The sequence below is a fragment of the Buchnera aphidicola str. G002 (Myzus persicae) genome, assembly GCF_000521565.1.
GTDB classification, from domain to species: Bacteria; Pseudomonadota; Gammaproteobacteria; order Enterobacterales; family Enterobacteriaceae; genus Buchnera; species Buchnera aphidicola_C.
Genome location: NZ_CP002701.1, coordinates 347655 through 372889 on the forward strand (window position 1 = coordinate 347655; position 25235 = coordinate 372889).

The window sequence follows — 25235 nt, forward strand, 5'->3', positions numbered from 1 at the left end:
GTATCTTTTGCTAGCAATATATTTATAATTAATTTATAAATTTCAAGCCTTGCATATATTTTTCTTGAAGGATTTTGGGAATTTCTACACGGCCATCAGAATGTTGATAATTTTCTAATATAGCTGCTAATGTTCGACCTATTGCTAAACCAGAACCATTTAAAGTGTGTACTAAAGAAATTTTTTGTTTATGTTTTTTTTTATAACGGGCTTTGATACGACGTGCTTGAAAGTCACTCATATTTGAACAAGATGAAATTTCTCTGTATTTTTTCTGAGAAGGAAACCATACTTCTAAATCATAAGTTTTTGCAGAAGAAAATCCCATTTCTCCTCCACACAAAAGTACTTTTCTATATGGCAAGTCTAAAAGTTGTAAAACTTTTTCAGCATGACCTGTGAGTTCTTCTAATGTTTCCATAGATTTTTCAGGATTAACAATTTGAACTAATTCTACTTTATCAAATTGATGCAATCGAATTAATCCTCTTGTATCACGTCCATAAGAGGAAGATTCTGATCTAAAACAAGGAGTATGTGCAGTTAACATAATAGGTAGATCTTTTTCATCTAAAATTTGATTAGAAAATAAATTAGTTAATGGCACTTCTGCTGTAGGAATTAATATATAATTATTTTTTTCCATAAAATTGATATGAAATAAATCATTGCTAAATTTCGGTAATTGCCCTGTTCCATATAAAGCTTTAGGATTTACTAGATAAGGTACATAAGTCTCTTTATAACCATGTTCTATAGTATGTAAATCTAACATAAACTGACTTAATGCTCGATGTAAAAGAGCAATATCACCTTTCATAACAACAAAACGTGCACCTGATATTTTTGCTGAAGATGTCCAATCTAATTCATTAAATTTTTTTCCTATTTCAACATGATCTTGCACTCTAAAATTATATTCTTTTTTTATACCCCAATATTTTATTTTTTTATTATTCATAGATGTGTTTCCTTCTGGAACATCGTCAGAAGGAATATTTGGTATACATAGAGAAAAAGTGTAAATTTTCTCTTTTAAAGAATTTAGTTGAGTTTTAGCAATTTGTAAATCTTTACCCGATTTTATAATTTTATCTTTTAAAATTTGATTTTCTTCTTGAATAATTTTTGTATTTTTGAATAAGTTTGATAAAATATTATGATTATACTGCAAATTTTCAGTTTCAACTTGTAACTTTTTACGTTTTTTTTCCATAGAAGATATTTCAGAAACATCTAACGTATAACCTTTCTTAAGTAATTTTTCAGCTGTTAAATGTATTTCATTTCGTAATAAATAAGGATTTAACATAATATATTTTGCTTCTTTATTTAATTATAAATATTATTTTTTAATAAATGTTTTAATACTAAATATTATACTATTTTGAAGTAAAAATTATTTATTTGTATTTTGTACTAAATATTTAATACATTGAAATCTATTTTATAAAATTAAAATAAACTTTAAAATACTATTTAAGAAAATTTAATTAAAAATAATAATAACTCATTTTGTTATTTAGATCATAGTTTTCTATATTAATTTCGACTCAAAAATATTTTTTAATATTATATAATTCTATAACATAATAACTAGTGGATAAATATTGAATTAAAAAATATATTTTTTAAAAGTTATAAAAATATTGATTTTATCATTAAATTAATTTTAAAAATATTTTTAAAAAAGGAAAATCAGCAATGAACAACTTTATTAAAAACAGTAAGATAATTATTTTAGGATCTGGCCCAGCAGGATATACTGCTGCTATATATGCTTCAAGAGCTAATTTATGTCCTATTTTGCTAACCGGAAATAATCAAGGAGGTCAATTAATGAATACTAGTGAAATTGAAAATTGGCCTGCAGATATTAATACAATTACTGGTTCAGAATTAATGAATCGCATGTACCAACATGCTATTAAGTTTCAAACTGAAATTATACCTGATAACATACATTCAGTTAATTTTAAAAAAAAACCATTTCATCTTATAGGAGAAAAATTTGAATATACTTCAAACGCAGTTATTATTGCTACTGGAGCCAATCCTAGATATTTAGGATTAAAATCCGAAGATGTTTTTAAAGGAAAAGGTGTATCAACATGCGCAGTATGTGACGGTTTTTTTTATCGAGAAGAAGAAGTAGCTGTGGTCGGAGGAGGCAATACAGCTATAGAAGAAACATTATATTTATCTAATTTTGTTAAAAAAGTCCATTTGATTCATCGTAGAGTTGATTTTAGTGCTGAAAAAATTTTATTAGATCGATTAACAAAAAAAATAAAAAATAAAAAAGTAGTCCTTCATTTAAATTCTACTGTAAAAGATATATTAGGTAATACTTCAGGTGTTACTCATATATTGATTGAACAAAAAAATTTAAAGGAAGAAAAGGAAATAAAAATAATGATTGCTGGAATATTTATAGCCATAGGATATTCTCCAAATACAAGTATTTTTGTAAATCAATTAGAAATGAAAGATGGTTATATTAAGGTCATGCGTGGTACACATGGAAATTATACTCAAACAAGTGTTCCTGGCGTGTTTGCTGCAGGAGATGTTATAGATCACGTATATAAACAAGCCATTACATCATCTGCTAGCGGTTGCATGGCTGCATTAGATAGTGAACGTTATCTTAGTTCTTTAATATAAGTAATATGACAAATTTAAAACATACTAGTCAAAATGACTAGTATCTGATATAATAAATTATCTTATTAAAATCAAATATTATTTAAGAGAATATAATGTCTAAAGAAGAAAATATTGAAATGCAAGGTGTAGTAATAGATACATTACCCAACACTATGTTTCGTGTACAATTAGATAATAAGCATATTATTACGGCTCATATTTCAGGAAAAATGAGAAAAAACTATATTAGAATATTAACAGGAGATAAAGTAACTGTAGAACTAACACCTTACGATTTAACTAAAGGAAGAATTATTTTTAGAAGTCGTTAATTATAATTATGAAAAGTTTATGACGATCTAGTATACTAAAAATTAATAAAAAAATTTTAAACAATCACTGTCAATTATTTTTAAAAACTCACCTCCTAAAAACTTATCTTATTAAAAATTTAATCTATTTTTTAAAAAAATTAAGAAATTATAAAAAATAATTTCTATTGTTTTCATACTCAAAAAAATAAAAAAATTTTAAAGAGAATTTATGCGTACTCAATATTGTGGAAAAATTCGAGCAACTCATCTTAATAAAATTGTCACATTATGTGGCTGGGTTCATAAAATAAGAAATTTTGGTCAATTTATTTTTATTGATATGAGAGATTTAACAGGTCTTGTTCAGATTATTTTTGAATCACAAAAAAATATAATTTTTAAAAAAGCTCTTCAATTAAGAAGTGAATTTTGTGTTCAAATTACTGGTATAGTTAGAGAAAGAGACGAAAAAAATAAAAATTTTAAAATACTTACTGGAGAAATAGAAATATTAGCAATAAAATTGAATATTTTAAATATTGCAAAATCATTACCATTAGATTATATGAATAATAATCATGATGATTCAAGATTAAAGTACCGATATTTAGATTTACGTCGTTTTTCTATTTTAGAAAATCTTAAAATAAGAAACCAAATTACTTATCTCATAAGAAAATTTATGACAAAAAAAAATTTTCTAGATATTGAGACACCGATACTCACAAAATCTACACCAGAAGGTGCTAGAGATTATTTAGTACCCAGTCGAAATTATCATGGAAAATTTTATGCATTGCCCCAATCTCCTCAATTATTTAAACAACTATTAATGATTGCCGGAATTGATAGATATTATCAAATAGTAAAATGTTTCCGTGATGAAGACTTACGTTCGGATCGACAACCAGAATTTACACAGGTTGATATTGAAGTATCATTCATGAATTCTCATAAGATACGAAATTTAACAGAAAAACTCATAAAAAATATTTGGTCAAAAATAATAAATTTTAATTTAAATAAATTTCCTAAATTATCTTTTCGTGAATCCATGAAACGATATGGATCAGATAAACCTGATTTACGGAATCCAATAGAAATTATTGATGTATCTAATATATTTAAAAATAGAAAATTTATATTATTTTTTAATATAAATTTAAAAAAAAATAGTCGAATAGCATTATTATGTATTTCTGGCGGTTGTGACTTAAGTCGTAAAAAAATTGATGAATATGTTGAATATGTCAAAAAATACGATGCACAAAAATTATTTTATATAAAAATAAAAAAAAATGATATTGGATTAAAAGGAATTGATAGCTCGATAAAAAAAATTTTAGACGAAGATGTCTTAAAAAAAATATTAGATAAAACTAATGCTAAAAATGGAGATATACTATTTATCATTGCTGATGAAGAGTATATTGTGAATAAATCTCTCGGAATGTTGCGTTTAAAATTAGGTATTGATTTAAATATCACTGAGAAAAACACTTGGAAACCTCTTTGGATTGTTGATTTTCCAATGTTTTATAAAAATGACCAGGGAAATTTTTCTTCAATTCATCATCCTTTTACTGCTATCAAAAAAATGGACTTAAAAAAATTAAAGAATTCACCTGAATCTGCTATTTCAGATAGTTATGATCTTGTTATAAATGGTTATGAAATTGGTGGTGGTTCAGTTCGTATTCATGATGTGAAGATGCAAAAAATCGTCTTTGATATTCTGGGAATAAAAAAATCAATACAGTATGAAAAATTTGGTTTTTTAATAGAAGCATTAAAATATGGAGCACCTCCACATGCTGGAATAGCTTTAGGACTAGATAGGATAGTAATGCTATTAACTAATAGTACAAATATTAGAGATGTCATTGCTTTTCCAAAAACAACTTCAGCAGCTTGTTTAATGACTGATTCTCCTAGCATATTAAATCCTGTGACGTTAAAAGAATTAGGCATCAAAATATTTAAAAAAAAGATATAAAAATTTTATCAAACTATTCATTAAAAATATTTTTTTATATTACTTAATAAACAAAGAAACGAAGAACATAAAACAATAGATGGACTAGCTGGTGTGTTATAAAAAACTGATAGAAATATTCCTCCTGTAATAGACAGAATACTAACTATTATGGCAATAATAATCATTTTTTCTGGAGATCCAGAAAAATGCTGTGCTGTTGCAGGTGGAATAATTAATAAAGAAGTAATTAATAATGCACCCACAAACTTAATTGCTATAGAAATAGTTAGAGCAGTCAATAACATTATAGTTAAACGTGCATAAAAAATATTTACGCCATCTATTTGAGCTAATTCTTCATTAATCGTTGCTGATAAAATAGAATTCCATCGAAAAATTAAAATACTAAGTATAATTATACTTCCTAATGAAATAATAATTAAATCAGATTCTGTGACAGCTAATAATTCACCAAATAAATAATTTGTAACATCTATTTGTTGATGATTAGAAGACATGAGACTAATAAATACTATTCCTAAAGATAATGAACTATGTGACATAATACTTAATATAGTTTCTAAAGAAAAAGGTAATAATTCTTCTAACCATGCTAAAATAAATGCTAGCAAACTGATAAAAAATAATACCGTATAAAAAGAACTAATATCTAAAAATACAGATATAGATAAAGCAAGTAAAGAAGAATGTGATAAAGTATCACCAAAAGATGACATACGGCGCCAAACTATAAATGAACCTAATGGACCTGTTGTAAAAGATAGTATAATACCTGCTAACCAAGCTGGAAAAATTAATTCAAACATAAAAAAATTACTCTATAATGACAACATATTATTTTAAAAATTATGAGCATGATAATCATGATGGTACATTGCTAATTCTTGTCTATTTTTTATGCCAAATATAGAAATAAATTCTATATTTTTACAAACAGATTCTGGAGCACCCGAACAACAAATATGATTATTTAAACAAATTACCTCATCTGTTTTAGCCATCACAAAATTTAAATCATGAGAAACCATTAAAACAGAACATTTTAATTCATATCGAATCTGATTGATTAATTCATACAAAGCTATTTGTCCCATCACGTCTACTCCTTGTGCTGGTTCGTCTAAAACAAGTAATTCTGGATCGTTTAATAAAGCTCGAGCTAAAAGAATTCGCTGTGTTTCCCCACCAGATAATTTTTGAAGTAGGGAATATTTTAAAGATTCTGCTTTTACACGTCTTAATATTTCTGATATTTTTATATCGTTAGTTACTTTTTGAGATAATTTCATAAATCGTTCTACTGTAATTGGCAACAAAGTATTCAGGTATAATTTTTGAGGAACATAACCAATAGATAAATTATATGAACGAATAATTTGACCTGAATTAGGTTTGATTAATCCCAAAATAATACGTACTAAAGTAGATTTTCCAGCTCCGTTAGGTCCAATAAGAGTTAGAATACGATTAGGAATCAATGACAATGTTATGTTAGAAAGAATAGAACGATTAGAAAAATTTACATAAACATTTTTTAATTTAACAAATTCAAACATGGTGTTATAAAGTATGTTTCTATTAAAACAGATTTTTAATCTTAATATTATAAGATATATTTTTTAAGATGAACATGAATATTATATTAAATAATAAAAAAATAAACATTTTTACTAGATTAGTAGTAATTTTTTTTTGTTTTATATCAACTAATTCCAATGCTTCTATAGTAACTTTTTTCAAACCATTAGGATTTATTGCATCAGCTATTGCAGATGGAGTGACGTCAGTCGAAGTTATCATACCCGATGGTGCTACAATACATAATTATTCTTTGCGTCCATTAGACATCATGAAAATAAGAAATGCTGATTTTTTAATTTTAATAGGAAACAACGCAGAGCCTTTTTTTTTAAAAAATATCGTACACCATTTAAAAAAAAAAATATTGAATTAAGTACAATAAATAAAATTAAATTATTTTTAATATATAATTCTAAGAATTTAATCGATAAAAAAAGACAAAAAAATACTTTGCAAAAGAAAAAAGAAATTAATAATATATTATATGATATACATGTGTGGTTATCACCTAAAATTGCTTTAGAATCTGCAATTGCAATACATAATATGTTAATAAAAATCATACCCCAAAAGAAAATAATAATAGATAATAATTTAAAAAATTTTAAATTAAGTTTATTGAAATTAGATGAAAATATAAAAGCAAGACTTTTATCATTTAAAGAAAAAAAATATTTTATTTTTCACAATGCATATAAATACTTTGAAAAATATTATCAATTGCATCCAATAGGATATTTTGAAAAATATCCTGGAATACAAACAGGAGCTAGAAGCTTATATGAAATTAAAGAACAATTATTGAAAAAAAAAGCAACATGCATTTTTACAGAACCACAGTTTAATACAAATATTATCGATGTTATAATACGTAGAACAAATATTCATAAAGGTCTTCTTGATCCTCTAGGTATCACTATACCTTTGAGCAAAGATAGCTATCTAAAATTTCTTCTACAATTGTCTAATCAATACATTCGCTGCTTTAAAAAAGCTCAAGGAATAAAATAAAGTGCAGCAAACTTGTAAAATATTTTTTTTAAAAATTTTTGGTGTATCTTTTTTTTACAACATTATTATAATATTTATTAATAGTTTAGTTGCGCTATCTTTTTTATCTAGTTGTAATATTTTATTTTATCATCCGATCAAAAATTTTCCTATTAGACAAGAAAGAATAAAAAAAAATACTAATATCAAAGAAACTATACATAAAATAGACAACATTAAAAAAAATTATTATAAAATTAATAAAAGAGAGAAAAAAATTCATACATTACTTGATATGTCTGGAGTAAATACAAATGAAATCTTGAAACTTATTCGGACAGATTCAAATTTAAAAAATTTAAAAAATGGACAAAAATTATCTTGGAAAGTCAATTCATCAGGTAAATTATTAGAATTAGAATGGCAGTTATCTAAATTTCAAAAAAAAATATATAAAAATATTAATAATAATTTTTGCATCTTTAACCTTTTATTAAAAAAAACTATAACCATCAAAAAAAAATCAAATTTTTTTAAAAGCGCAATAGAATCCGGTTTAAGTAAATCGGAGATAAATAATGTTATCCAAGCTATTAGATGGCAAATAGATTTTCAAAAACTAGATATAGGAAGTCATTTTAATGTCATTTTTTTACATAATTCAAGAAATAATAACAATATATTATTAGGTGTAAAATTAGATAATTTTGGAAAAAAATATTATTCTATACGTGCTTCTAATGGTGATTTTTACAATCTTTATGGTTTTAATACAAACATCTGTCCTATAAGTTTATCATTTTTAAAAAAATATAGAATTTCTTCTCAATTTAATTTGCATCGTTTGAATCCAGTAACACATCGAATTACCCAGCACTTAGGTGTAGATTTAGCTATGCCTCAAGGAACTCCTATTTTAGCTACAAGTAACGGTAAAATTATAAAAGCACAATTTAATAAAATTGCTGGTTTTTATATTTCTTTGAAAAATAAAAATGACTATATAACTCGATATATGCATCTTAAAAAAATTCTAGTAAAAATAGGTGATAAAGTCAAGATGGGACAAAAAATTGCTTTATCCGGGAATACTGGTCGTACTACGGGACCACATTTACATTATGAAATTTGGATTAATAATCATCCTATCGATCCTATAAAATTTAAATGTATACCAAATAAAAGAATGACAAAAGAAGAAGAAAAAATATTACAATATTTACAATAAAAAAATTATATAACTTTTAAAATTCTACTAGTATTAGTTTTCCCGGTTGTTCTCATCACGTCTCCTTGAGTAATAATGACTAAATCACCACTCTGTAAAAAACCTTTTTTACATAAAAGAACAATAGCTTCATTAGCTGCTTTACAACCGTCATATTTACTATCAAAATATATTGGAGTAACACCTCTATAAAGAGTTGCTAAATTTAAAGTTTTTTTGTGTTTTGATAAAGCAAAAATAGGTAGTCCAGATGTTATTCTAGATGTCATTAATGCAGTTTTACCTGATTCAGTCATTGTAATAATGGCTGTGATCCCTTTTAAATGATTAGCGGCGTACATAGCTGACATAGCAATAGTTTCTTCAATATCATTAAATTGAACATTGAGACGATGCCTAGAAACATTAATACTCGGAACTTTTTCTGCTCCTTGACAAATTTTTGCCATTTTTATAACGGTCTCAGAGGGATATTTACCAGACGCAGTTTCAGCTGAAAGCATGACGGCATCGCTGCCATCTAAAACAGCATTAGCCACGTCCATTACTTCGGCACGAGTAGGTGATGGATTGATAATCATAGATTCCATCATCTGTGTGGCAGTAATGACAATTCTATTTAGCTGTCTAGCTGTTCTAATTAATTTTTTTTGGATTCCTGCTAATTCGTAATCACCGATTTCTACACCTAAGTCTCCTCTAGCAATCATAATTCCATCAGAAGATAATATTATATCTTCTATAGTGTTTTGATCTATTACAGCTTCAGCACGTTCTATTTTAGCAATAATTTTAGCGTTACTACCATTCTTTTCAGCTAATTTTCTAGCTTTTTTTAAATCATTACTACATCGTGGAAAAGATATTGCTAAATAATCTACATCTATTTCAGATGCAAGTATTATATCTTTTCTATCTTTTTGAGTTAATGAATTTGCTGATAAACCACCACCTAATTTATTAATACCCTTATTATTAGAAAGCATACCACCTATAATAACTTTTGTGAATATTTCATGGTCAGTTACTTTTATCACTTTCAATTGAATTCGACCATCATCTAATAACAAAATATCATTTACTTTTAAATCAAACGGTAGTTTTTTATAATCAATACCTACTCTTTCTTGATCTCCACTATTTTCTTCTAAAAACGCATCTAATATAAAAAAATCACCAATTTTTAAAAAAATATTATTTTTTTTAAATTTAGAAATTCTAATTTTAGGACCTTGTAAATCACCAAGTAATGCAATATGACAATTTAAATTAGTCATTATATCTCTTGCAGTTTTCGCTCTTAATTTATGTTCATCTACTGAACCATGAGAAAAATTTAATCGAAGAACATTTACACCAGAAGAAATCATTTTTTCAAGATTATTATTAATATCTGTAGATGGTCCTAAAGTAGCGACAATTTTTGTTCTTCTTAATCGATTCAACATAAAAAAACCCTTTTTTTAAAAAAATATTTTCTGAAATGATTTTTTTCTTAACATAAAATTAAGAATTTAAAATTTGTATTTATATTTATTAACTTATTTAGTAAAATTAACTTTTATTATAAAAAAGAATATATTATAAAAAATATGAAGTAATAGCATTTTTAGTATATAAATATTTTTTATCTCTAAAAAAACTAAAAGTTTTATAAAATTCTTATCTAATATAATGTTATTTAAATTATTGCATTAAAAATTAAAATTTTATATGTAAATTTTATAAAAGAGACGATTATGATCATAGAAATAAATCAAGCTTGTGATTTAGTAATTTTTGGCACAAAAGGAGATCTGGCAAAAAGAAAACTCTTACCTGCTTTATATAAATTAGAAAAATCTAAAAAAATTCATGACAATACGCGCATAATTGGTGCAGGTCGCGCTGATTGGAATAGACTAGAATATAAAAAAATAGTAAAAACAGCAATACAAACTTTTTTAAATGAAAAATTTGATAATTTCATTTGGGAGAAATTTAGTACTCGTTTATATTTTTGTAATATTGATGTTTATGAAACATTACATTTTTTTAGATTGAAAGAAATATTACAAAAACAGAAAAATATAAATATTTTTTATTGTGCTGTACCTCCAAATACATTAAATTCTATTTTTAAAGGATTAGGCGATACTAGTTTAAATTCTGAACCAGCACGAATAGTTCTAGAAAAACCATTAGGTATTTGTTTGAAAACATCTAAACTAATTAATGATCAAATTTCTAAATATTTTTTAGAATCACAAATTTTTAGAATTGACCATTATCTTGGTAAAGAATCAGTACTAAATCTTCTTGCTTTACGTTTTGCAAATTCATTTTTTTTCCAGAATTGGGATAATCAAACCATTGATCACATTCAAATTACTGTATCTGAAGAAGTCGGTATTGAAGATAGATGGAATTATTTTGATAAAATGGGACAAATGAGAGATATGGTACAAAACCATCTTTTACAAATACTTACTATTATTGCAATGGATCAACCTAAAAACTTGACATCCGAAGATATCCGAGAAAAAAAATTAAATATTCTAGGTGCACTAAAGCGAATCGATATTAATAATATCAACATGAAAACTGTACGAGGACAATATTGTGCTGGAATAATAAAGGGAAAAAAAGTATTTTCTTATATAGAAGAATCTGGTTCAAATAAAAGCAGTCAAACTGAAACATTTGTTGCTATTAAAGTAGAAATTAATAATAAGAAATGGTTTGGTGTACCATTTTATTTAAGAACAGGAAAACGTTTATCACATAAATATTCTGAAATAGTAGTTGTATTTAAAAAAAATCCTATAAATTTATTTAAAAATTCACATTTAAAATTATCACACAATAAATTAATAATACGTTTAGAACCTAATCCTAATATTAAAATAGACATTTTTAATAAAATACCAGGATTAAAACAAGAATATGAATTAGAAAGTTCTCAATTAGAATATAATCATATTTATCAAAAAAACTATAAAAATTCAATTGATGCCTATGAAAGATTATTATTAGAAAGTATGAGAGGTATTCAATCTTTATTTGTATCTCGTGAAGAAGTAGAAGAAGCATGGAAATGGATAGATCCAATTATCAATGCATGGAAAGAAAAAAATAAAAATATTCTTCAATTATATATATCTGGAACTTGGGGACCAAAAAATTCAGATTTATTACTGACTCGTGAAGGTCGTTTTTGGCATAAATTTCAATAGAAAGTGATTTTAAAAAAATTATCTATCTTGACTTCATTAAGACAACTATGTTAGCTTAAAAAATTAATTTTTTAATATTGGCATAAGTAAAAATTTTTAAAATTCTTAATTTTAAACATGTTTCATTTTATGTTTTGATAAAGACTTCTTTTGCTAATGGAGGAAAATAATCTCTTATGATACGTATGATTCTTTTCTTATTAACTAATCTATCAGTTATGCTGATATTTAGTATAATTCTTAGTCTAACAGGTATTCAATCTCATACTGTTTATGGTCTATTAATCATGTCATCTCTATTTGGATTTAGTGGTTCTATTTTATCACTTATTTTATCAAAATGGATTGCATTACGATCTGTAGACGGAAAAATAATTACTCATCCTAAAAATGAAACAGAAAATTGGCTCATAGATACAATTCGTGAACAATCTATAAAAAAAGGCATTATTATGCCTCAAATAGCAATATATCATGCTGCTGATATAAACGCGTTTGCAACAGGTGCAAGACGTAATTCTGCTCTAATTGCTATTTCTACAGGATTATTAGAAAATATGACTCGTAATGAAGCAGAAGCCGTAATTGCTCATGAAATCAGTCATATAGCGAATGGAGATATGATTACTATGACACTAATACAAGGAGTAGTTAATACCTTTGTCATTTTTATATCTCGTATTCTTTCACAAATTATCAGTAGTGTTGTATCAAATAATAGAAATGAAAATAATGTAGAAGAAAAAAATCCATTTGTATATTTTTTAATTTCTACATTTTTAGAGTTAATTTTTGGTGTACTAGCAAGTATGATTACAATGTGGTTTTCAAGACATCGTGAATTTTATGCCGATGCCAGTTCTGCAAAATTAGTGGGTCGTGAAAAAATGATTTCTGCTTTAAATCGTTTAAAAACAAGTCATGAACCTCAAGAATCTGATAGTATGATCGCATTCTGTATAAATGGAAAATCTAATAATTATTTTTTAAAATTGTTTGCATCTCATCCTTCTTTAGATAAAAGAATACAGGCTCTATATAATAGAGAATACATGTAGTGAAAAAAATCTCTCTTAATAGAAAATTAAAAATAAATTTCTATTAAGAGAAATGAAAAATATTTAAAAAATAAATTTAAACTTGTTTTTTTCATAAAAAAGTTATAGAATTAGTATTAATTATAATCATTTTATAATTAAAAAATTTATTTATATAAAATAATTCATATTTCTAGATAAATTTTTCAAATAATTTTAAAATTATAGAATAAAAAAATTTCTATTTAATCTTAAATTTATAACACAAAAAAACTTTTTCTATTTTTAAATAAAATTAAGAAAAAAAATATTCTGAAGAAAGAAGTTTATGATATGAATAAGATTAAATATTAAGTTTAGTATTGAAATAGATTTTAAAAATTTATCTTTATCATTTTTTAAATGAAAGAGAATCTATTTACGACTTATAGTAGAATATAAAATGTTAAATTTGCAATTCAAAATAAATTTAAAAAAATCAATTATTCTAAGTGTAAATTACTTAAATCTAAAAAAATATACCAAGATTTAATACATTCAATTATATTAAAGTATTTATTAATAATATTTACTATCGTAAATTACAATCAAAAAAATAACCTAATCTTATTCTAAATATAATCATAACTAACTTCATATATGAATTCTCTCAAAATCTGTTCATTCATATAACTTATTTTTATCTAAACTATTTGTTTAATCTTCTAAATATAATAAAATATATAATTTTTCATATATTATATCTTAGACACATTAAATATTACGCTGTCCTATTTTTTTTGCGGAGTTTTTGTGATGGAGTTTTTTTTAGACCCGTCAACTTGGGCCGGCTTATTAACACTAGTTATTCTAGAAGTAGTATTAGGAATTGATAATTTAATATTTGTAGCTATTTTGTCAGAAAAACTACCTCCTAATCAAAGAGATAAAGCCCGTTTAATTGGTTTGGGATTAGCTCTAGTAATGCGATTAGCATTATTATCATTAATATCTTGGGTTGTAACACTCACTTCCCCTATTATTCATAATAGTTTTTTTTCTTTATCAGTACGTGATGTAATCCTTTTATTTGGTGGTTTATTTTTATTATTTAAAACTACAATAGAATTACATGAAAGATTAGAAAATAATTATCATGAAAATTCAGAAAATAAAAATTATGCAGGTTTTTGGGCTGTAGTAATTCAAATAGTTATATTAGATGCTGTATTTTCGTTAGATGCTATCATAACAGCTGTTGGTATGGTAAACCAATTATTAATTATGATGATAGCAGTTATATTAGCTACTACTTTAATGTTATTAGCATCAAAAGCATTAACTAATTTTATTAATTTACATCAAACAGTAGTAGTATTATGTCTTAGTTTTTTATTGATGATTGGGTTTAGTTTAGTAACAGAAGCATTAAGATTCTACATTCCAAAAGGATATTTATATGCTGCAATAGGTTTTTCTATTTTAATAGAGATTTTTAATCAAATAGCACGTCATAATTTTATGAAAAATCAATCTAGAAGACCAATGAGACAAAGAGCAGCAGAAGCTATTTTCCGTTTGATGGTAGGAGAAAAAAACAAAAAAAAACAAATAAAAAAAACAGATCTAGATCAAAAAAAAACAACATCTATTCAATCCGAATCAGAAATAGAAACTTTTAAAGACGAAGAACGATATATGATTAATGGTGTTTTAACCTTAGCTGGTCGTTCTATTAGAAGTATTATGACTCCAAGAAGAAATATTTCTTGGGTAAATACAGAAAAAAATACTGATGAAATTCGCATGCAATTATTAGATACACCCCATAGTTTATTTCCAGTATGTAAAGGAGAACTAGATGAAATCATAGGAATTGTACGTGCTAAAGAATTATTAGTAGCCATTGAAAAAAAAATAGACGTATCTGATTTTGCTAGTAAAATATTACCAATTGTTATCCCAGATACTCTAGATCCTATTAATCTTCTAGGTGTACTACGTCGTGCTCAAGGAAGTTTTGTAATTGTAAGCAATGAATTTGGTGTGATACAAGGATTAATCACTCCTTTAGATGTTTTAGAAGCTATAGCAGGTGAATTTCCAGATGCTGATGAAACACCAGATATTATAAAAGAACATAATAGTTGGTTAGTAAAAGGTGAAACTGATTTGCATTCATTACAACAATTACTAAACACTGAAGAATTAATTAAAGAAAATAATTACGCTTCTTTAGGAGGACTGCTAATTGCTCAAAAAGGTCAATTACCCCTTCCAGGAGAAGTTATCTATATTTATCCTTTTCATTTTCATATTATTAAAGCAACTGAATATCGCATTGATTTAGTAAGAATTATTAAAAATCAGGATCATAATCAAGAAATTTTTAAATAAATTTTTTAATTTTCATAAAATATCTTATATATTTTAAAATAAATTCTTTGAGACAAAATATGTCTAATATAATTTTGGCAATTGATACATCAATTGACTACTGTTCAGTTGCTATATATAAAAAACAACATATTTATTTTCTATCAGAAAAATGTAAAAAAAAACATACCTCACAAGTATTACCTATGCTAAAAAAATTATTATTTCAGACAAAAACTACATTCCAAGAATTAAATTATATTGGTTTTGCAAAAGGACCTGGTAATTTTACTAGTATACGTATTGCAGCAAGTATCGCTCAAAGTTTATCTTTGAGTTTAAAAATTCCTATAATTAGTATTTCTACTTTGCTCATTATAGCTGAAAAAACATGGCGAAAATATAAAAAAAAAAATGTTATTGTTATAATGCAAGCTAAAAAAACACATGTATATTGGGCTCAATATATTAGAAATCAAGAATCTATTTGGATAGGAGAGCACACAGAATCTTTAATAAAAACAGAATCGATTAAAGATAAAATGAATAAGCTAGAAAAAAATTGGACTTGTGTTGGTAATGGATCAAAAATAATTGAATATAAAAATATTTCAAACTCTATTAAAGATGATGTTTTTTTTCCTGAGGCTCAAGATATTATTCCATTTATTTTATTAAAAATCAAAAATAGAGCATTTTTTTATTCTACAAATACTGAATTAAATTACTTATATAATAATTTTTAAATAAAATTATTTTTTTCTAGTTTTTAAAAAACAATCAATACTGAAATATTAAATATGCTACAGTATTGATTGTACAAAATTAGGATAATATAAATTGAAATAAAAATTTAAAAAATAGTCTAATCTGGTAAAATAACATTTAGTTCTAATATAGTAATATCTTCTCTTTTTTGTTCTAGTTGAACACTAATCATATTAGGTTCTATTTTCACATATTTACAAATTACAGATAATATTTCACGTTTTAATTGAGGAAAATAATCTGGTTCATTATTATATTTTCTTTGTTCTGCAATAATTATTTGTAATCTTTCTTTCGCAATATTAGCATTAGCAATATTGGTAGTATTTTTGTTCCGGGATAAAAAAAAATCCAATAAAGCCATATCTATCTCCCGAATAAACGTTGTAAAAAACTTTTTTTTTCTTCTTCGATAAAACGGAAACGATGTTTTTCACCTAATAATCGATTAACAGCATCAAAATAAGCATGTCCTGCATTTGAATTAACATCTAATATAATAGATTCTCCTTGATTAGAAGCACGAAGAACAGATGGATCTTCAGGTATGACACCTATTATAGGTATTCTCAGAATATCTAAAACGTCTGTCATACTTAACATTTCACCTTTTTTAACACGCGTAGGATTATAACGTGTTAATAAAAGATATTCTTTTATAGGAGTTTTGTTTTGTTCAGCTCTTTTTGATTTAGATGCAATAATTCCTAAGATTCGATCTGAATCTCGTACTGAAGACACTTCGGGATTAGTAGTAATAATAGCTTCATCTGCAAAATATATTGCTAAAATTGCACCAGTTTCTATTCCTGCTGGTGAATCACAAATAATAAAATCAAATTTCATTTTTACAAGTTCTGATAAAACTTTTTCAACTCCTATATGTGTTAAGGAATCTTTATCTCGAGTTTGTGATGCCGGAAGAATAAATAAATTGTTTGTTTTTTTATCTTTAATTAATGCTTGATTCAGAGTTGCATCCCCTTGAATTACATTAATAAAGTCATAGACTACTCTACGTTCACATCCCATAATTAAATCTAAATTTCTTAATCCTATATCAAAATCTATAACAATTGTTTTTTTTCCTTTTCTTGCCAAACCTGTTGCTATGGCTGCACTCGAAGTAGTTTTACCTACACCTCCTTTCCCTGAAGTTACTACAATAATCCGTGTCATAATAAAAAATGTCCTTTAAAAAATATACTTAACTGAGAGAATTGATAGTTAAAAATTTATTTTTTAAGTAAATTTGAGCTGCTTTTCCAATAAATTCTGATGGTATTTGATCTAATAACCAATATTCTCCAGATATAGAAACTAATTCAGCTAATAACCTTGTACAAAATATTTTTCTTGTTATATCTCCATTAGCACCTGCTAGAACTCTTCCGCGAACACTTCCATAAATATGAATATTTCCATCTGCTACTAATTCTGCTCCGGCACTAACATTATTAGTGACTATTAAATCAGAATCTTTTGCATAAATTTTTTGACCTGATCGAACAGGTATATCTATAATATGAGTTTTTTCTATTTTTTTAATTATATCTTTTTGAGTTTTTACTAAAGAAGTAACACAAGGATTATGAACCATGTTTATATTATTATTTTTGCTTTCTGATAAAATAGGTATTCCTGAATCAATAATATTTTTTTTTAATATATGATTTTTACAACCACTGACTCCTATCACAGAAAAACCATGAGAAGTAATAATGTCTTGTATTCTTTTCCAATCTGCTTTATTACATAAACCTGCAATATTTACAATAACAGGTGCATTTTTAAAAAATCCCGGACATTCTTTAATTTTTTTACGTAATGATTTGTTTATTATATCTATGTTATGATTATTCAAATAAAGAACTAACAATGTAAAATTACTACCTTTTAGTTCAATGGGTTTTTTTTGCATATTTATTACTCAATGGTATTTACTTATATGCAGATAAAATTTATAAAAAAAGAGAAGTTCTATTATTTATAATAGAAAACTAATAAAATTTATATAATATAGATTATAGTATAAATACTATATGATAACAATTTCTATTTGTTACAAAAGAAATATACTAGAAAAAATAAAATTTATTTAAATTTATAAAAAAATTCTATTAGATATTTTTTAAATTATATAACATATAAGGAAATTTTTAACTTTGTTATTTTCTCAAAATAGCCAACTAATACTACGTCACACTAAAAAATTCAAAACAAAAAAGGTATTTTTTTTCGGAAATATACAAGATAACTTTCCTGAATATTTATCTACAATTGAAACAAAAATAAATTTTCAAAAATATGATGACTATAAAAATTTTAAAAAAAACAATATTAAAAAAATTGACGTTTATAATCGTTTTCTAGTCTCTGATGAAATGATTAAAAATTGTGATACAATAATTTATTATTGGCCTAAAAACAAATCTGAAGCTAAATTTCAATTAATCAACTTAATATCTCATTTTTCAACACAAACTGAAATATTTATTGTAGGAGAAAATTCTAGTGGTATAAAAAGCGCACCATTAATATTAAAAGCATGGATGGAATTATACAAAATAGATAGCGCTAAACATTCTATACTAATGTCAGGCTTTCTTAAAAGAAAAAAAAAATTTATATTAGATCATTTTTTTAAAATACATAAATGGAAAAATTTTTTTATCAAATCTTTACCAGGTGTTTTTGGTTACAAAAAAATAGATGAAGGAAGCAAGGTACTTGCATCAACTTTTTCAAAAAATATAACTGGTGATGTTTTAGATATTGGTTGTGGAACAGGATTTTTATCAGTATCTTTATTCTATTATTCTCCTAATGTAGTTATGACATTAGTCGACAATAATATTGTTGCATTAAGATGTGCTCAAGATACATTTGATTTTAATCGATTAAAAGGAAAAATTATATGCAGTGATCTTTATTCTAATATATTTAAAAAATTTAATTTGATTATTTCCAATCCACCTTTTCATAATAATTTAAAAACAAATTTTCATATAATAAAAAAAATAATATGTGATTCTATAAAATATTTAAAACCGAAAGGAGAATTGAGATTTGTTACTAATAGTTGTTTTAGTTATCATGATTTATTGACAAAAGTATTTAAAAGATATTTTATAATGAAGAAAACTAATAAATATAAAGTTTATCAAGCTTTTTTAAATTAGTTTCTATTATATTTTATTATTTACTTTGGTACCCGGAGCGGGACTTGAACCCGCAAAGCTATATAGCCGAGGGATTTTAAGTCCCTTGTGTCTACCGATTCCACCATCCGGGCTAGAAAATTTTAGAGGCGTATCCCGGAATCGAACCGGGTTATACGGATTTGCAATCCGCTACATATCCAATCTGTCAACACGCCTAGATAATCATTATAGAAAAAAAAAATATAAATTACAAATAAAAAAATTTTTTTTTAAAAAATATATATAAAAAAAAAATTATCTTTACAATCAGTAATGTAATGATTTAATATTGCAAGACAAACTATTTTTATTATCGGAGAGATGGCCGAGTGGTTTAAGGCAGCGGTCTTGAAAACCGCCGATGAGCAATCATCCGAGAGTTCGAATCTCTCTCTCTCCGAAAAACTAAAAAATATTAAAAAGTATAATAAAAATTAATAAAATTAGAAAAATACATCTTTTTTTCAATCAAAAAATTTTATTTATTAATATATTTACTTGTCTGAACTAGATAAAACTTCAATTTCTACTCGACGATCAGGAGCCAAACAACTAATTAATAAAGGTCTATTTTCTATATCCTTACATACCTGATTAGTTAATGAATACAAATTTCCCATTCCTTGGACAGTTATTTGTTCTCTAGAAAAACCTTTAGATGTTAAATAGTTTTTAATGCTATAAGCGCGATCCTCAGATAATGTTTGGTTATATTCTATACTACCAATTCTATCAGAATGTCCTGAAAGAATAATTGAAATATTTTTTAAATTCATCTTTTTTATATCATTTTCTAATTTGTCAAGCTTATCATAAGAAATAGGTTTTAATTCTGTACTATTAAAAGGAAAATTAATATTTTCATTTAATACACTGTATTGTCTATTTAATAATTCAGAATCATCAGATAAAAATATATCATCAACATCAGATTTTCCAAATTTCCATCCAAAAGATAAAATTGCATCTCCTAAAGAAGGTTTAATAGATGAATCTATTATATTTCTTATGGTATTTTTCCAAGTATAATCTAATCTAGTAATAAATTTTTTATTAAATACATATTCAGCTCCTAAAGACAAACTAGGAAATAATTTACTTTCTTTACTAAACATGCTTTTTAAATCTTGTTTAGAAACAAGATTTTCCCAAAATACTGTTCCGCCCAATCTAGTGTAAAAATGAAAATCATCTGTAATTGGATAAGATAATTTAGTTGCTAATTGCACACTATTAATTTGCGTATATTTTTGTTCTTTTTGAAATATACGATGAGGAAAAAAACCATTAGTATCGTTTTCTATTTCAAAAGCAAAATATGGATTAAATTCGTATCCTAAAAATAATCCAATAATTGGAGCACTGAGGTTTTCTTTTGATTCACTACTAGTATTGTCAGTCTTTTTCAAATCATCAATGTTATATTTTAGAGGATTAAAATGAGACCATCCCATCTTTGTACCTAGATACCATCCATTTTTTTCTTCGGCTTGGACAGACGTCACTAAGCTTGCTAATAAAAATACGATAGCAAAAGCTCGTTTTTTCATTTGAAACTCCATTGTATTTAGATGAATTGTAGGTAATAAATTTTATATAATATTCTTCATATACAGATAATATATTTAAAATATAGTAATGTTGTATTATCTAAATATTCTTAAAATATTATTTAACATTATATATTAAATATAATATTAATTATATATCGATGACGATTTATCATTGATATATAATTAATATTATATTAATCTAATTAAGATAACTTATAAGAAAAACTCATGAAACGAATTCCTAAAAAATTCAACGTGATTAAATATCCAATACCAGAGATAAAACAAACAAACAATAAACGAATTACTTTATTAACAAAAGAACCTATATTCCATAAAGGCATAAAATATAAAACAAAAAACAAAATAAAAAGCATGACTAATGTTGATAAAATTAAACGAATTACAAAAATTAATTCTCTATATTTAAAAAAAATAATTTTTCTTTGATACAATTTCCAATAAAGAAATAAAAAATTTATCCAGCTAGATATACTAACAGATAAAGCAAGACCAGCATGTTTAAAATAAAAAATAAAAATTGGATTCATTACTTGCGTTAAAAGTAGTGTTAATAATGAAATCTGCATAGGAATACTTATTTCTTCACAAGCATAAAAAGCAGAAGCTAATATTTTAGTTAAAATAAAAGCAATCAAACCAAAAGAATATAATTCAAGCACTTCTTTCGTCATTAAAACATCAAATTCTGTAAATTTACCATATTGAAAAAGAACAACTACAATAGGTTTAGCTAGAACAAAAAGAATTATGGCACTGGGTAATGAGACAATTAAACCAATACGAAAACCCCAATCTAGTAATTTTTTATATTCTAATTTTATACCATTTTTATATCTTTTAGTAAGAGATGTAAATAAAATAGTACTTAATGATGTACCAAATATTCCAACTGGAAATTCTATTAATCGATCAGCGTAATATATCCAAGATATTGATCCTGAATGTAATAATGAACTAAAAATAGTATTCATAATTAAAGATATTTGACTTGCAGACGTTCCCAAAATAGCTGGTCCTATTTTTTTTAAAAACCTTGATAGACCAATATTGTGATAACTAATTTTAGGTAAAACTAACATATTTATTTTATATAAGAATGGTAATTGATAAAATAATTGTACTAAACCACCAATAACAACAGCCCATCCTAAAGAAAAAATAGAAGGATTAAAAAAAGAACTAAAAAAAATAGAAAAAATAATCATACTAATGTTTAAAAATATTGGAGATAAAGCGGGAATAGAAAAATAATTCCAACTATTTAAAATAGAGGAAAAAAAAGAAGATAAAGAAATTAATAAAATATAAGGAAACATAATTATCAACAAATTTTCAGATAATTCTAGTTTTTTAGGTAACTCTGAAAAACCTGGGGCGTTAATTAAAATTAAAAATCGAGAAAAAAACATTCCTAATATTGTTAAAATAAATAGAAAAAATATCATAAAACCAAATATAGAAGAAAGAAAATCTTTTACATACTTCTCGTTTTTACGAGTTTTATATTCCATTAATATGGGTATAAAGGCTTGAGAAAAAGTTCCATCAGAAAAAATACGACGTAATAAATTAGGAATCTTAAAAGATATAAAAAAAGCATCAGTAAAGATAGAAGCACCAAAGGTACTAGCAATTAATAAATCTCGAATAAAACCTAATATACGAGATATTAAGGTCATAAAACTTACTGATATTAAAGATTTTAAAAGGTTCATTCTCAAATAACCTACAACTATAAAAAAATATTTTAATATTATTTTTTTAAAAATTAAAATTCTATTTATTTTGTGTTTATTTAAATTATTTAATCGATCTATTATAAGAAAAAAATATGTCTAAATTTGAAAAAAAAATAATTATTATAAAACCTGATGATTGGCACGTACACTTAAGAGATAAAAAAATTTTAAATAAAGTTATCAAATATACTGGGCAATTTTATAAAAGAGCGGTCATTATGCCAAATCTTAAAGACCCTATTACAAGCTGTTTCAAAAGCATCGCTTATCGTAAACAAATTTTAAAAGCAATGAATGTAAATTATAAATTTGAACCATTAATGACTTGTTATTTAACTAGTTCGACTACTCCTAAAGAATTAGAATTTGGTTTTTTTAAAAAAATATTTATAGCAGCTAAATTATATCCTCATTGTTCTACGACTAATTCTCAACAAGGCGTCAAAGCAATCAGTGATATTAATTGTGTGTTAGAATGTATGGAAAAAATAGGAATGCCATTATTAATTCATGGTGAAGAGATTAATCAAAATATAGATATCTATGATAGAGAATCAGAATTTATTAAAAATACTTTAGAACCTTTACGTAATAAGTTTCCACAGTTAAAAATAGTATTAGAACATATTACAACTAAAGAATCTGTAGAATATATTAAGAAACATGATTGCAATTATCTATCAGGAACAATTACACCACATCATTTAATGTTAAATCGAAACGATATGTTTTCTAGTGGCATTCAACCATACCTTTATTGTCTTCCTATCTTAAAAAAAAATAAACATCAAAAAGCATTAAGAAAAGCTATAGCTAGTGGAGACAATCATTTTTTTTTAGGAAGTGACACAGCGCCACATTTACATAAAAATAAAATTGGTTCTTTTGGATGTGCTGGCATATTTAATGCTCCTTCTTCTTTCTTATCTTATGTTACAATTTTTGAAGAAATGAAGGCATTGAAATATTTACAAGCTTTTTGTTCAGAAAATGGTCCTAAATTTTATAATATGCCAATTAATAAAGAAACTATAACATTAGTTAAAAAACCATATAAAGTTTTGAAACAAATTAATTTTGGTAAGAACAAAATTATTCCATTTTTATCAGGTAAAACTTTAAACTGGTCTCTTCAAAAATAATATAAAAAGTAGATTTTTTTAAAAATACCAATTTTTAATATTCTAAATTACCACTCAGATTATACGTGATACACTTTCTATCTGATAAAAATAATTCTAAAAAATATTGGTTAAAATAAAATTTTTTATTTAAAAGAATTTTATTTTGAATATTTATTTTTTTTAATAAACAAGATTTTTTAAAAATAAGAATAGAATATTTTTTTAATTCATGATGTTCTTTATAAGGTAAAAAGATATTATTTTTTTTTTCAAAAAATGCTCTTTCCTTACTTAATTCTAAGAATTGTTTTAAAAAATGTTCTTTTTTCTTTATGATGAACTTTAATTCATTCATATTAGAATCAGGATTTAATAAATTTTTATGTTCTTGGTTCATTAAAACTTCTAAAGATGATAAATTTGCTTCTATTTTTTTAATTATATTTATTAAGATTTTCATTTCAGAATTAATATTTTTAATATTAAATAACATTTTTACATAAACAAAACATTACATCAATTAAAAAATTGTATAAAAATAAATTATTATGAATATATTTATCTTTTTTTATTAAAAAAGATTTTACTTTATTTAAAGAGACACTATAACTTCTCCATTTTTATTAACAATTCCTGTAATAATCTTTCCGTTTTTTGTTTTAATACGTACTTTTTCATTTTCTGCTCCATTATTTAATGATTTTGCTATTGAAGAAATCGTAAAACCATCTCCTTTAAAAATAATTTTAACTTGTTGATTGACTTGCACTAACCAAAACGGTCGTGTTATAAAAGATGTTATCGGTTGTAATGGGAAAATGTCACGTAAATTAACTCTATTAATTACGTCTTCTTTCTTGAGATACGTATTATTAGGTAACATATCTAATCGTCCAATTAAAATTTTTAAATCTGATTTTTGTATTTTCGTTCCTCTAGGAATTTTTCTTTTAGCAACGATATATTCTCCTTGTGTTTGAATTTCTACTTGTAAAAAATATTGTCGTGTATCGCACTTTAAAAGAACATCAACTAAACTCAAATCACGCAAATTACTTAAAATTGAAAAAAAAGGTTTTTTACAATTCAGATGATCTTTTAATGGAGTACGTATTATGATATGCATACGATTTTTTTTAAAAGGATATTCTTTCTTAAAGAAATCATTTAATTTTTCATTTAAACTTAATGCATCAACTTGATAAGATAAACACAATAAAAAAAAACTAATTGTTATTTTTTTTAATATCATTCTTTCCCTTAACTATATACTGTTAATAATAAGACTAAGGTATAGTAATTTAATAAAATTTATATTATTAAATTTTTAAAATGATTTTCTTGATAGAAAATATTGAATAAAGTTATAATATAAATATATTATTATTTCTAATATTTGTAAAAATTATTATGAAATAATGGATATTATAAAAAAAACAGAATAAAATAATATTTT

23 protein-coding genes and 3 tRNA genes are annotated in these 25235 nt (G+C 24.6%); 13 read left to right on the forward strand and 13 right to left on the reverse strand.

Annotated elements, in window-relative coordinates:
- Window positions 1-28: 28 nt before the first annotated feature.
- The gene (gene serS, locus BUMPG002_RS01590; protein WP_025368950.1) at window positions 29-1312 is read right to left on the reverse strand and encodes a serine--tRNA ligase; all 1284 of its coding nucleotides are present in this window, start codon (window positions 1310-1312) and stop codon (window positions 29-31) included.
- A gap of 392 nt (window positions 1313-1704) precedes the next feature.
- Between serS and trxB the strand changes: the two genes are divergently transcribed.
- From trxB to aspS, 3 genes are all read left to right on the forward strand, one after another.
- On the forward strand, window positions 1705-2667 hold the full coding sequence (gene trxB / locus BUMPG002_RS01595; RefSeq protein ID WP_025368951.1) for a thioredoxin-disulfide reductase: 963 nt from the start codon (window positions 1705-1707) through the stop codon (window positions 2665-2667).
- A gap of 95 nt (window positions 2668-2762) precedes the next feature.
- The gene (infA, locus tag BUMPG002_RS01600) at window positions 2763-2981 is read left to right on the forward strand and encodes a translation initiation factor IF-1 (RefSeq protein ID WP_025368952.1); all 219 of its coding nucleotides are present in this window, start codon (window positions 2763-2765) and stop codon (window positions 2979-2981) included.
- A gap of 211 nt (window positions 2982-3192) precedes the next feature.
- Window positions 3193-4959 carry an aspartate--tRNA ligase gene (gene aspS / locus BUMPG002_RS01605; protein WP_025368953.1) on the forward strand — a complete coding sequence of 589 codons (1767 nt, stop codon included), beginning with the start codon at window positions 3193-3195 and terminating at the stop codon, window positions 4957-4959.
- A gap of 20 nt (window positions 4960-4979) precedes the next feature.
- Here aspS and znuB read toward each other — a convergent pair whose 3' ends face one another.
- Complete coding sequence (gene znuB / locus BUMPG002_RS01610; RefSeq protein WP_025368954.1) at window positions 4980-5768, reverse strand: zinc ABC transporter permease subunit ZnuB; 789 nt, start codon at window positions 5766-5768, stop codon at window positions 4980-4982.
- Between the two features lie 33 nt (window positions 5769-5801).
- A complete protein-coding gene (gene znuC / locus BUMPG002_RS01615; RefSeq protein WP_025368955.1) occupies window positions 5802-6518 on the reverse strand; it encodes a zinc ABC transporter ATP-binding protein ZnuC in 717 nt (238 codons plus the stop codon).
- Window positions 6519-6592: 74 nt separating this feature from the next.
- Here znuC and BUMPG002_RS03320 point away from each other — a divergent pair, with 74 nt between their 5' ends.
- The 3 genes from BUMPG002_RS03320 (at window position 6593) to BUMPG002_RS01630 (ending at window position 8761) form a co-directional block, all read left to right on the forward strand.
- Window positions 6593-6916, forward strand: coding sequence for a metal ABC transporter solute-binding protein, Zn/Mn family (locus BUMPG002_RS03320; protein WP_051422830.1), 324 nt, complete (start codon window positions 6593-6595; stop codon window positions 6914-6916).
- A 77-nt stretch (window positions 6917-6993) separates the two neighbouring features.
- Complete coding sequence (locus BUMPG002_RS03325; RefSeq protein ID WP_051422831.1) at window positions 6994-7554, forward strand: metal ABC transporter solute-binding protein, Zn/Mn family; 561 nt, start codon at window positions 6994-6996, stop codon at window positions 7552-7554.
- Between the two features lies 1 nt (window position 7555).
- On the forward strand, window positions 7556-8761 hold the full coding sequence (locus BUMPG002_RS01630; RefSeq protein WP_051426249.1) for a peptidoglycan DD-metalloendopeptidase family protein: 1206 nt from the start codon (window positions 7556-7558) through the stop codon (window positions 8759-8761).
- 5 nt (window positions 8762-8766) lie between these two features.
- Here the strand turns inward: BUMPG002_RS01630 and pyk are convergent, their stop codons facing one another.
- Entirely contained in the window at window positions 8767-10209 is a 1443-nt protein-coding gene (gene pyk / locus BUMPG002_RS01635; protein WP_025368956.1) for a pyruvate kinase, read from the reverse strand.
- A gap of 291 nt (window positions 10210-10500) precedes the next feature.
- Here pyk and zwf point away from each other — a divergent pair, with 291 nt between their 5' ends.
- From zwf to tsaB, 4 genes are all read left to right on the forward strand, one after another.
- Window positions 10501-11976, forward strand: a complete 1476-nt coding sequence (zwf, locus tag BUMPG002_RS01640; RefSeq protein ID WP_025368957.1) for a glucose-6-phosphate dehydrogenase — start codon at window positions 10501-10503, stop codon at window positions 11974-11976.
- Between the two features lie 176 nt (window positions 11977-12152).
- Window positions 12153-13034: a protease HtpX gene (gene htpX / locus BUMPG002_RS01645; RefSeq protein ID WP_025368958.1), complete on the forward strand. Its 882-nt coding sequence runs from the start codon at window positions 12153-12155 to the stop codon at window positions 13032-13034.
- A 774-nt stretch (window positions 13035-13808) separates the two neighbouring features.
- On the forward strand, window positions 13809-15389 hold the full coding sequence (locus BUMPG002_RS01650; RefSeq protein WP_025368959.1) for a TerC family protein: 1581 nt from the start codon (window positions 13809-13811) through the stop codon (window positions 15387-15389).
- A gap of 59 nt (window positions 15390-15448) precedes the next feature.
- Complete coding sequence (gene tsaB, locus BUMPG002_RS01655; RefSeq protein ID WP_025368960.1) at window positions 15449-16114, forward strand: tRNA (adenosine(37)-N6)-threonylcarbamoyltransferase complex dimerization subunit type 1 TsaB; 666 nt, start codon at window positions 15449-15451, stop codon at window positions 16112-16114.
- A 119-nt stretch (window positions 16115-16233) separates the two neighbouring features.
- Here tsaB and minE read toward each other — a convergent pair whose 3' ends face one another.
- Genes minE through minC form a run of 3 tightly spaced genes read right to left on the reverse strand, consistent with a single transcriptional unit; the run spans window position 16234 to window position 18057 of the window.
- Window positions 16234-16500 carry a cell division topological specificity factor MinE gene (gene minE, locus BUMPG002_RS01660; protein WP_025368961.1) on the reverse strand — a complete coding sequence of 89 codons (267 nt, stop codon included), beginning with the start codon at window positions 16498-16500 and terminating at the stop codon, window positions 16234-16236.
- A 2-nt stretch (window positions 16501-16502) separates the two neighbouring features.
- Window positions 16503-17315 (reverse strand): septum site-determining protein MinD, encoded by an 813-nt coding sequence (minD, locus tag BUMPG002_RS01665; protein WP_025368962.1) that lies wholly within the window; start codon window positions 17313-17315, stop codon window positions 16503-16505.
- Between the two features lie 28 nt (window positions 17316-17343).
- Window positions 17344-18057, reverse strand: coding sequence for a septum site-determining protein MinC (gene minC / locus BUMPG002_RS01670; protein ID WP_025368963.1), 714 nt, complete (start codon window positions 18055-18057; stop codon window positions 17344-17346).
- A 244-nt stretch (window positions 18058-18301) separates the two neighbouring features.
- On the opposite strand from minC, the gene rsmC reads away from it, so the two are divergent.
- Entirely contained in the window at window positions 18302-19318 is a 1017-nt protein-coding gene (gene rsmC / locus BUMPG002_RS01675; protein ID WP_025368964.1) for a 16S rRNA (guanine(1207)-N(2))-methyltransferase RsmC, read from the forward strand.
- 26 nt (window positions 19319-19344) lie between these two features.
- Here the strand turns inward: rsmC and BUMPG002_RS01680 are convergent.
- Window positions 19345-19431 (reverse strand) — tRNA-Leu (locus BUMPG002_RS01680).
- Window positions 19432-19444: 13 nt separating this feature from the next.
- Window positions 19445-19515 (reverse strand) — tRNA-Cys (locus tag BUMPG002_RS03250).
- A gap of 139 nt (window positions 19516-19654) precedes the next feature.
- Between BUMPG002_RS03250 and BUMPG002_RS01685 the strand changes: the two genes are divergently transcribed.
- Window positions 19655-19739 (forward strand) — tRNA-Ser (locus BUMPG002_RS01685).
- 94 nt (window positions 19740-19833) lie between these two features.
- Here the strand turns inward: BUMPG002_RS01685 and BUMPG002_RS01690 are convergent.
- Both BUMPG002_RS01690 and murJ read right to left on the reverse strand, forming a co-directional pair.
- The gene (locus BUMPG002_RS01690) at window positions 19834-20889 is read right to left on the reverse strand and encodes an OmpA family protein (protein ID WP_025368965.1); all 1056 of its coding nucleotides are present in this window, start codon (window positions 20887-20889) and stop codon (window positions 19834-19836) included.
- 206 nt (window positions 20890-21095) lie between these two features.
- Window positions 21096-22631: a murein biosynthesis integral membrane protein MurJ gene (gene murJ, locus BUMPG002_RS01695; RefSeq protein ID WP_025368966.1), complete on the reverse strand. Its 1536-nt coding sequence runs from the start codon at window positions 22629-22631 to the stop codon at window positions 21096-21098.
- Between the two features lie 116 nt (window positions 22632-22747).
- Between murJ and pyrC the strand changes: the two genes are divergently transcribed.
- A complete protein-coding gene (gene pyrC / locus BUMPG002_RS01700; RefSeq protein ID WP_025368967.1) occupies window positions 22748-23797 on the forward strand; it encodes a dihydroorotase in 1050 nt (349 codons plus the stop codon).
- A gap of 34 nt (window positions 23798-23831) precedes the next feature.
- Here the strand turns inward: pyrC and flgN are convergent, their stop codons facing one another.
- On the reverse strand, window positions 23832-24239 hold the full coding sequence (gene flgN, locus BUMPG002_RS01705) for a flagellar export chaperone FlgN (protein ID WP_051422839.1): 408 nt from the start codon (window positions 24237-24239) through the stop codon (window positions 23832-23834).
- 132 nt (window positions 24240-24371) lie between these two features.
- Window positions 24372-25031: a flagellar basal body P-ring formation chaperone FlgA gene (flgA, locus tag BUMPG002_RS01710; RefSeq protein WP_025368969.1), complete on the reverse strand. Its 660-nt coding sequence runs from the start codon at window positions 25029-25031 to the stop codon at window positions 24372-24374.
- Window positions 25032-25235 lie beyond the last annotated feature (204 nt).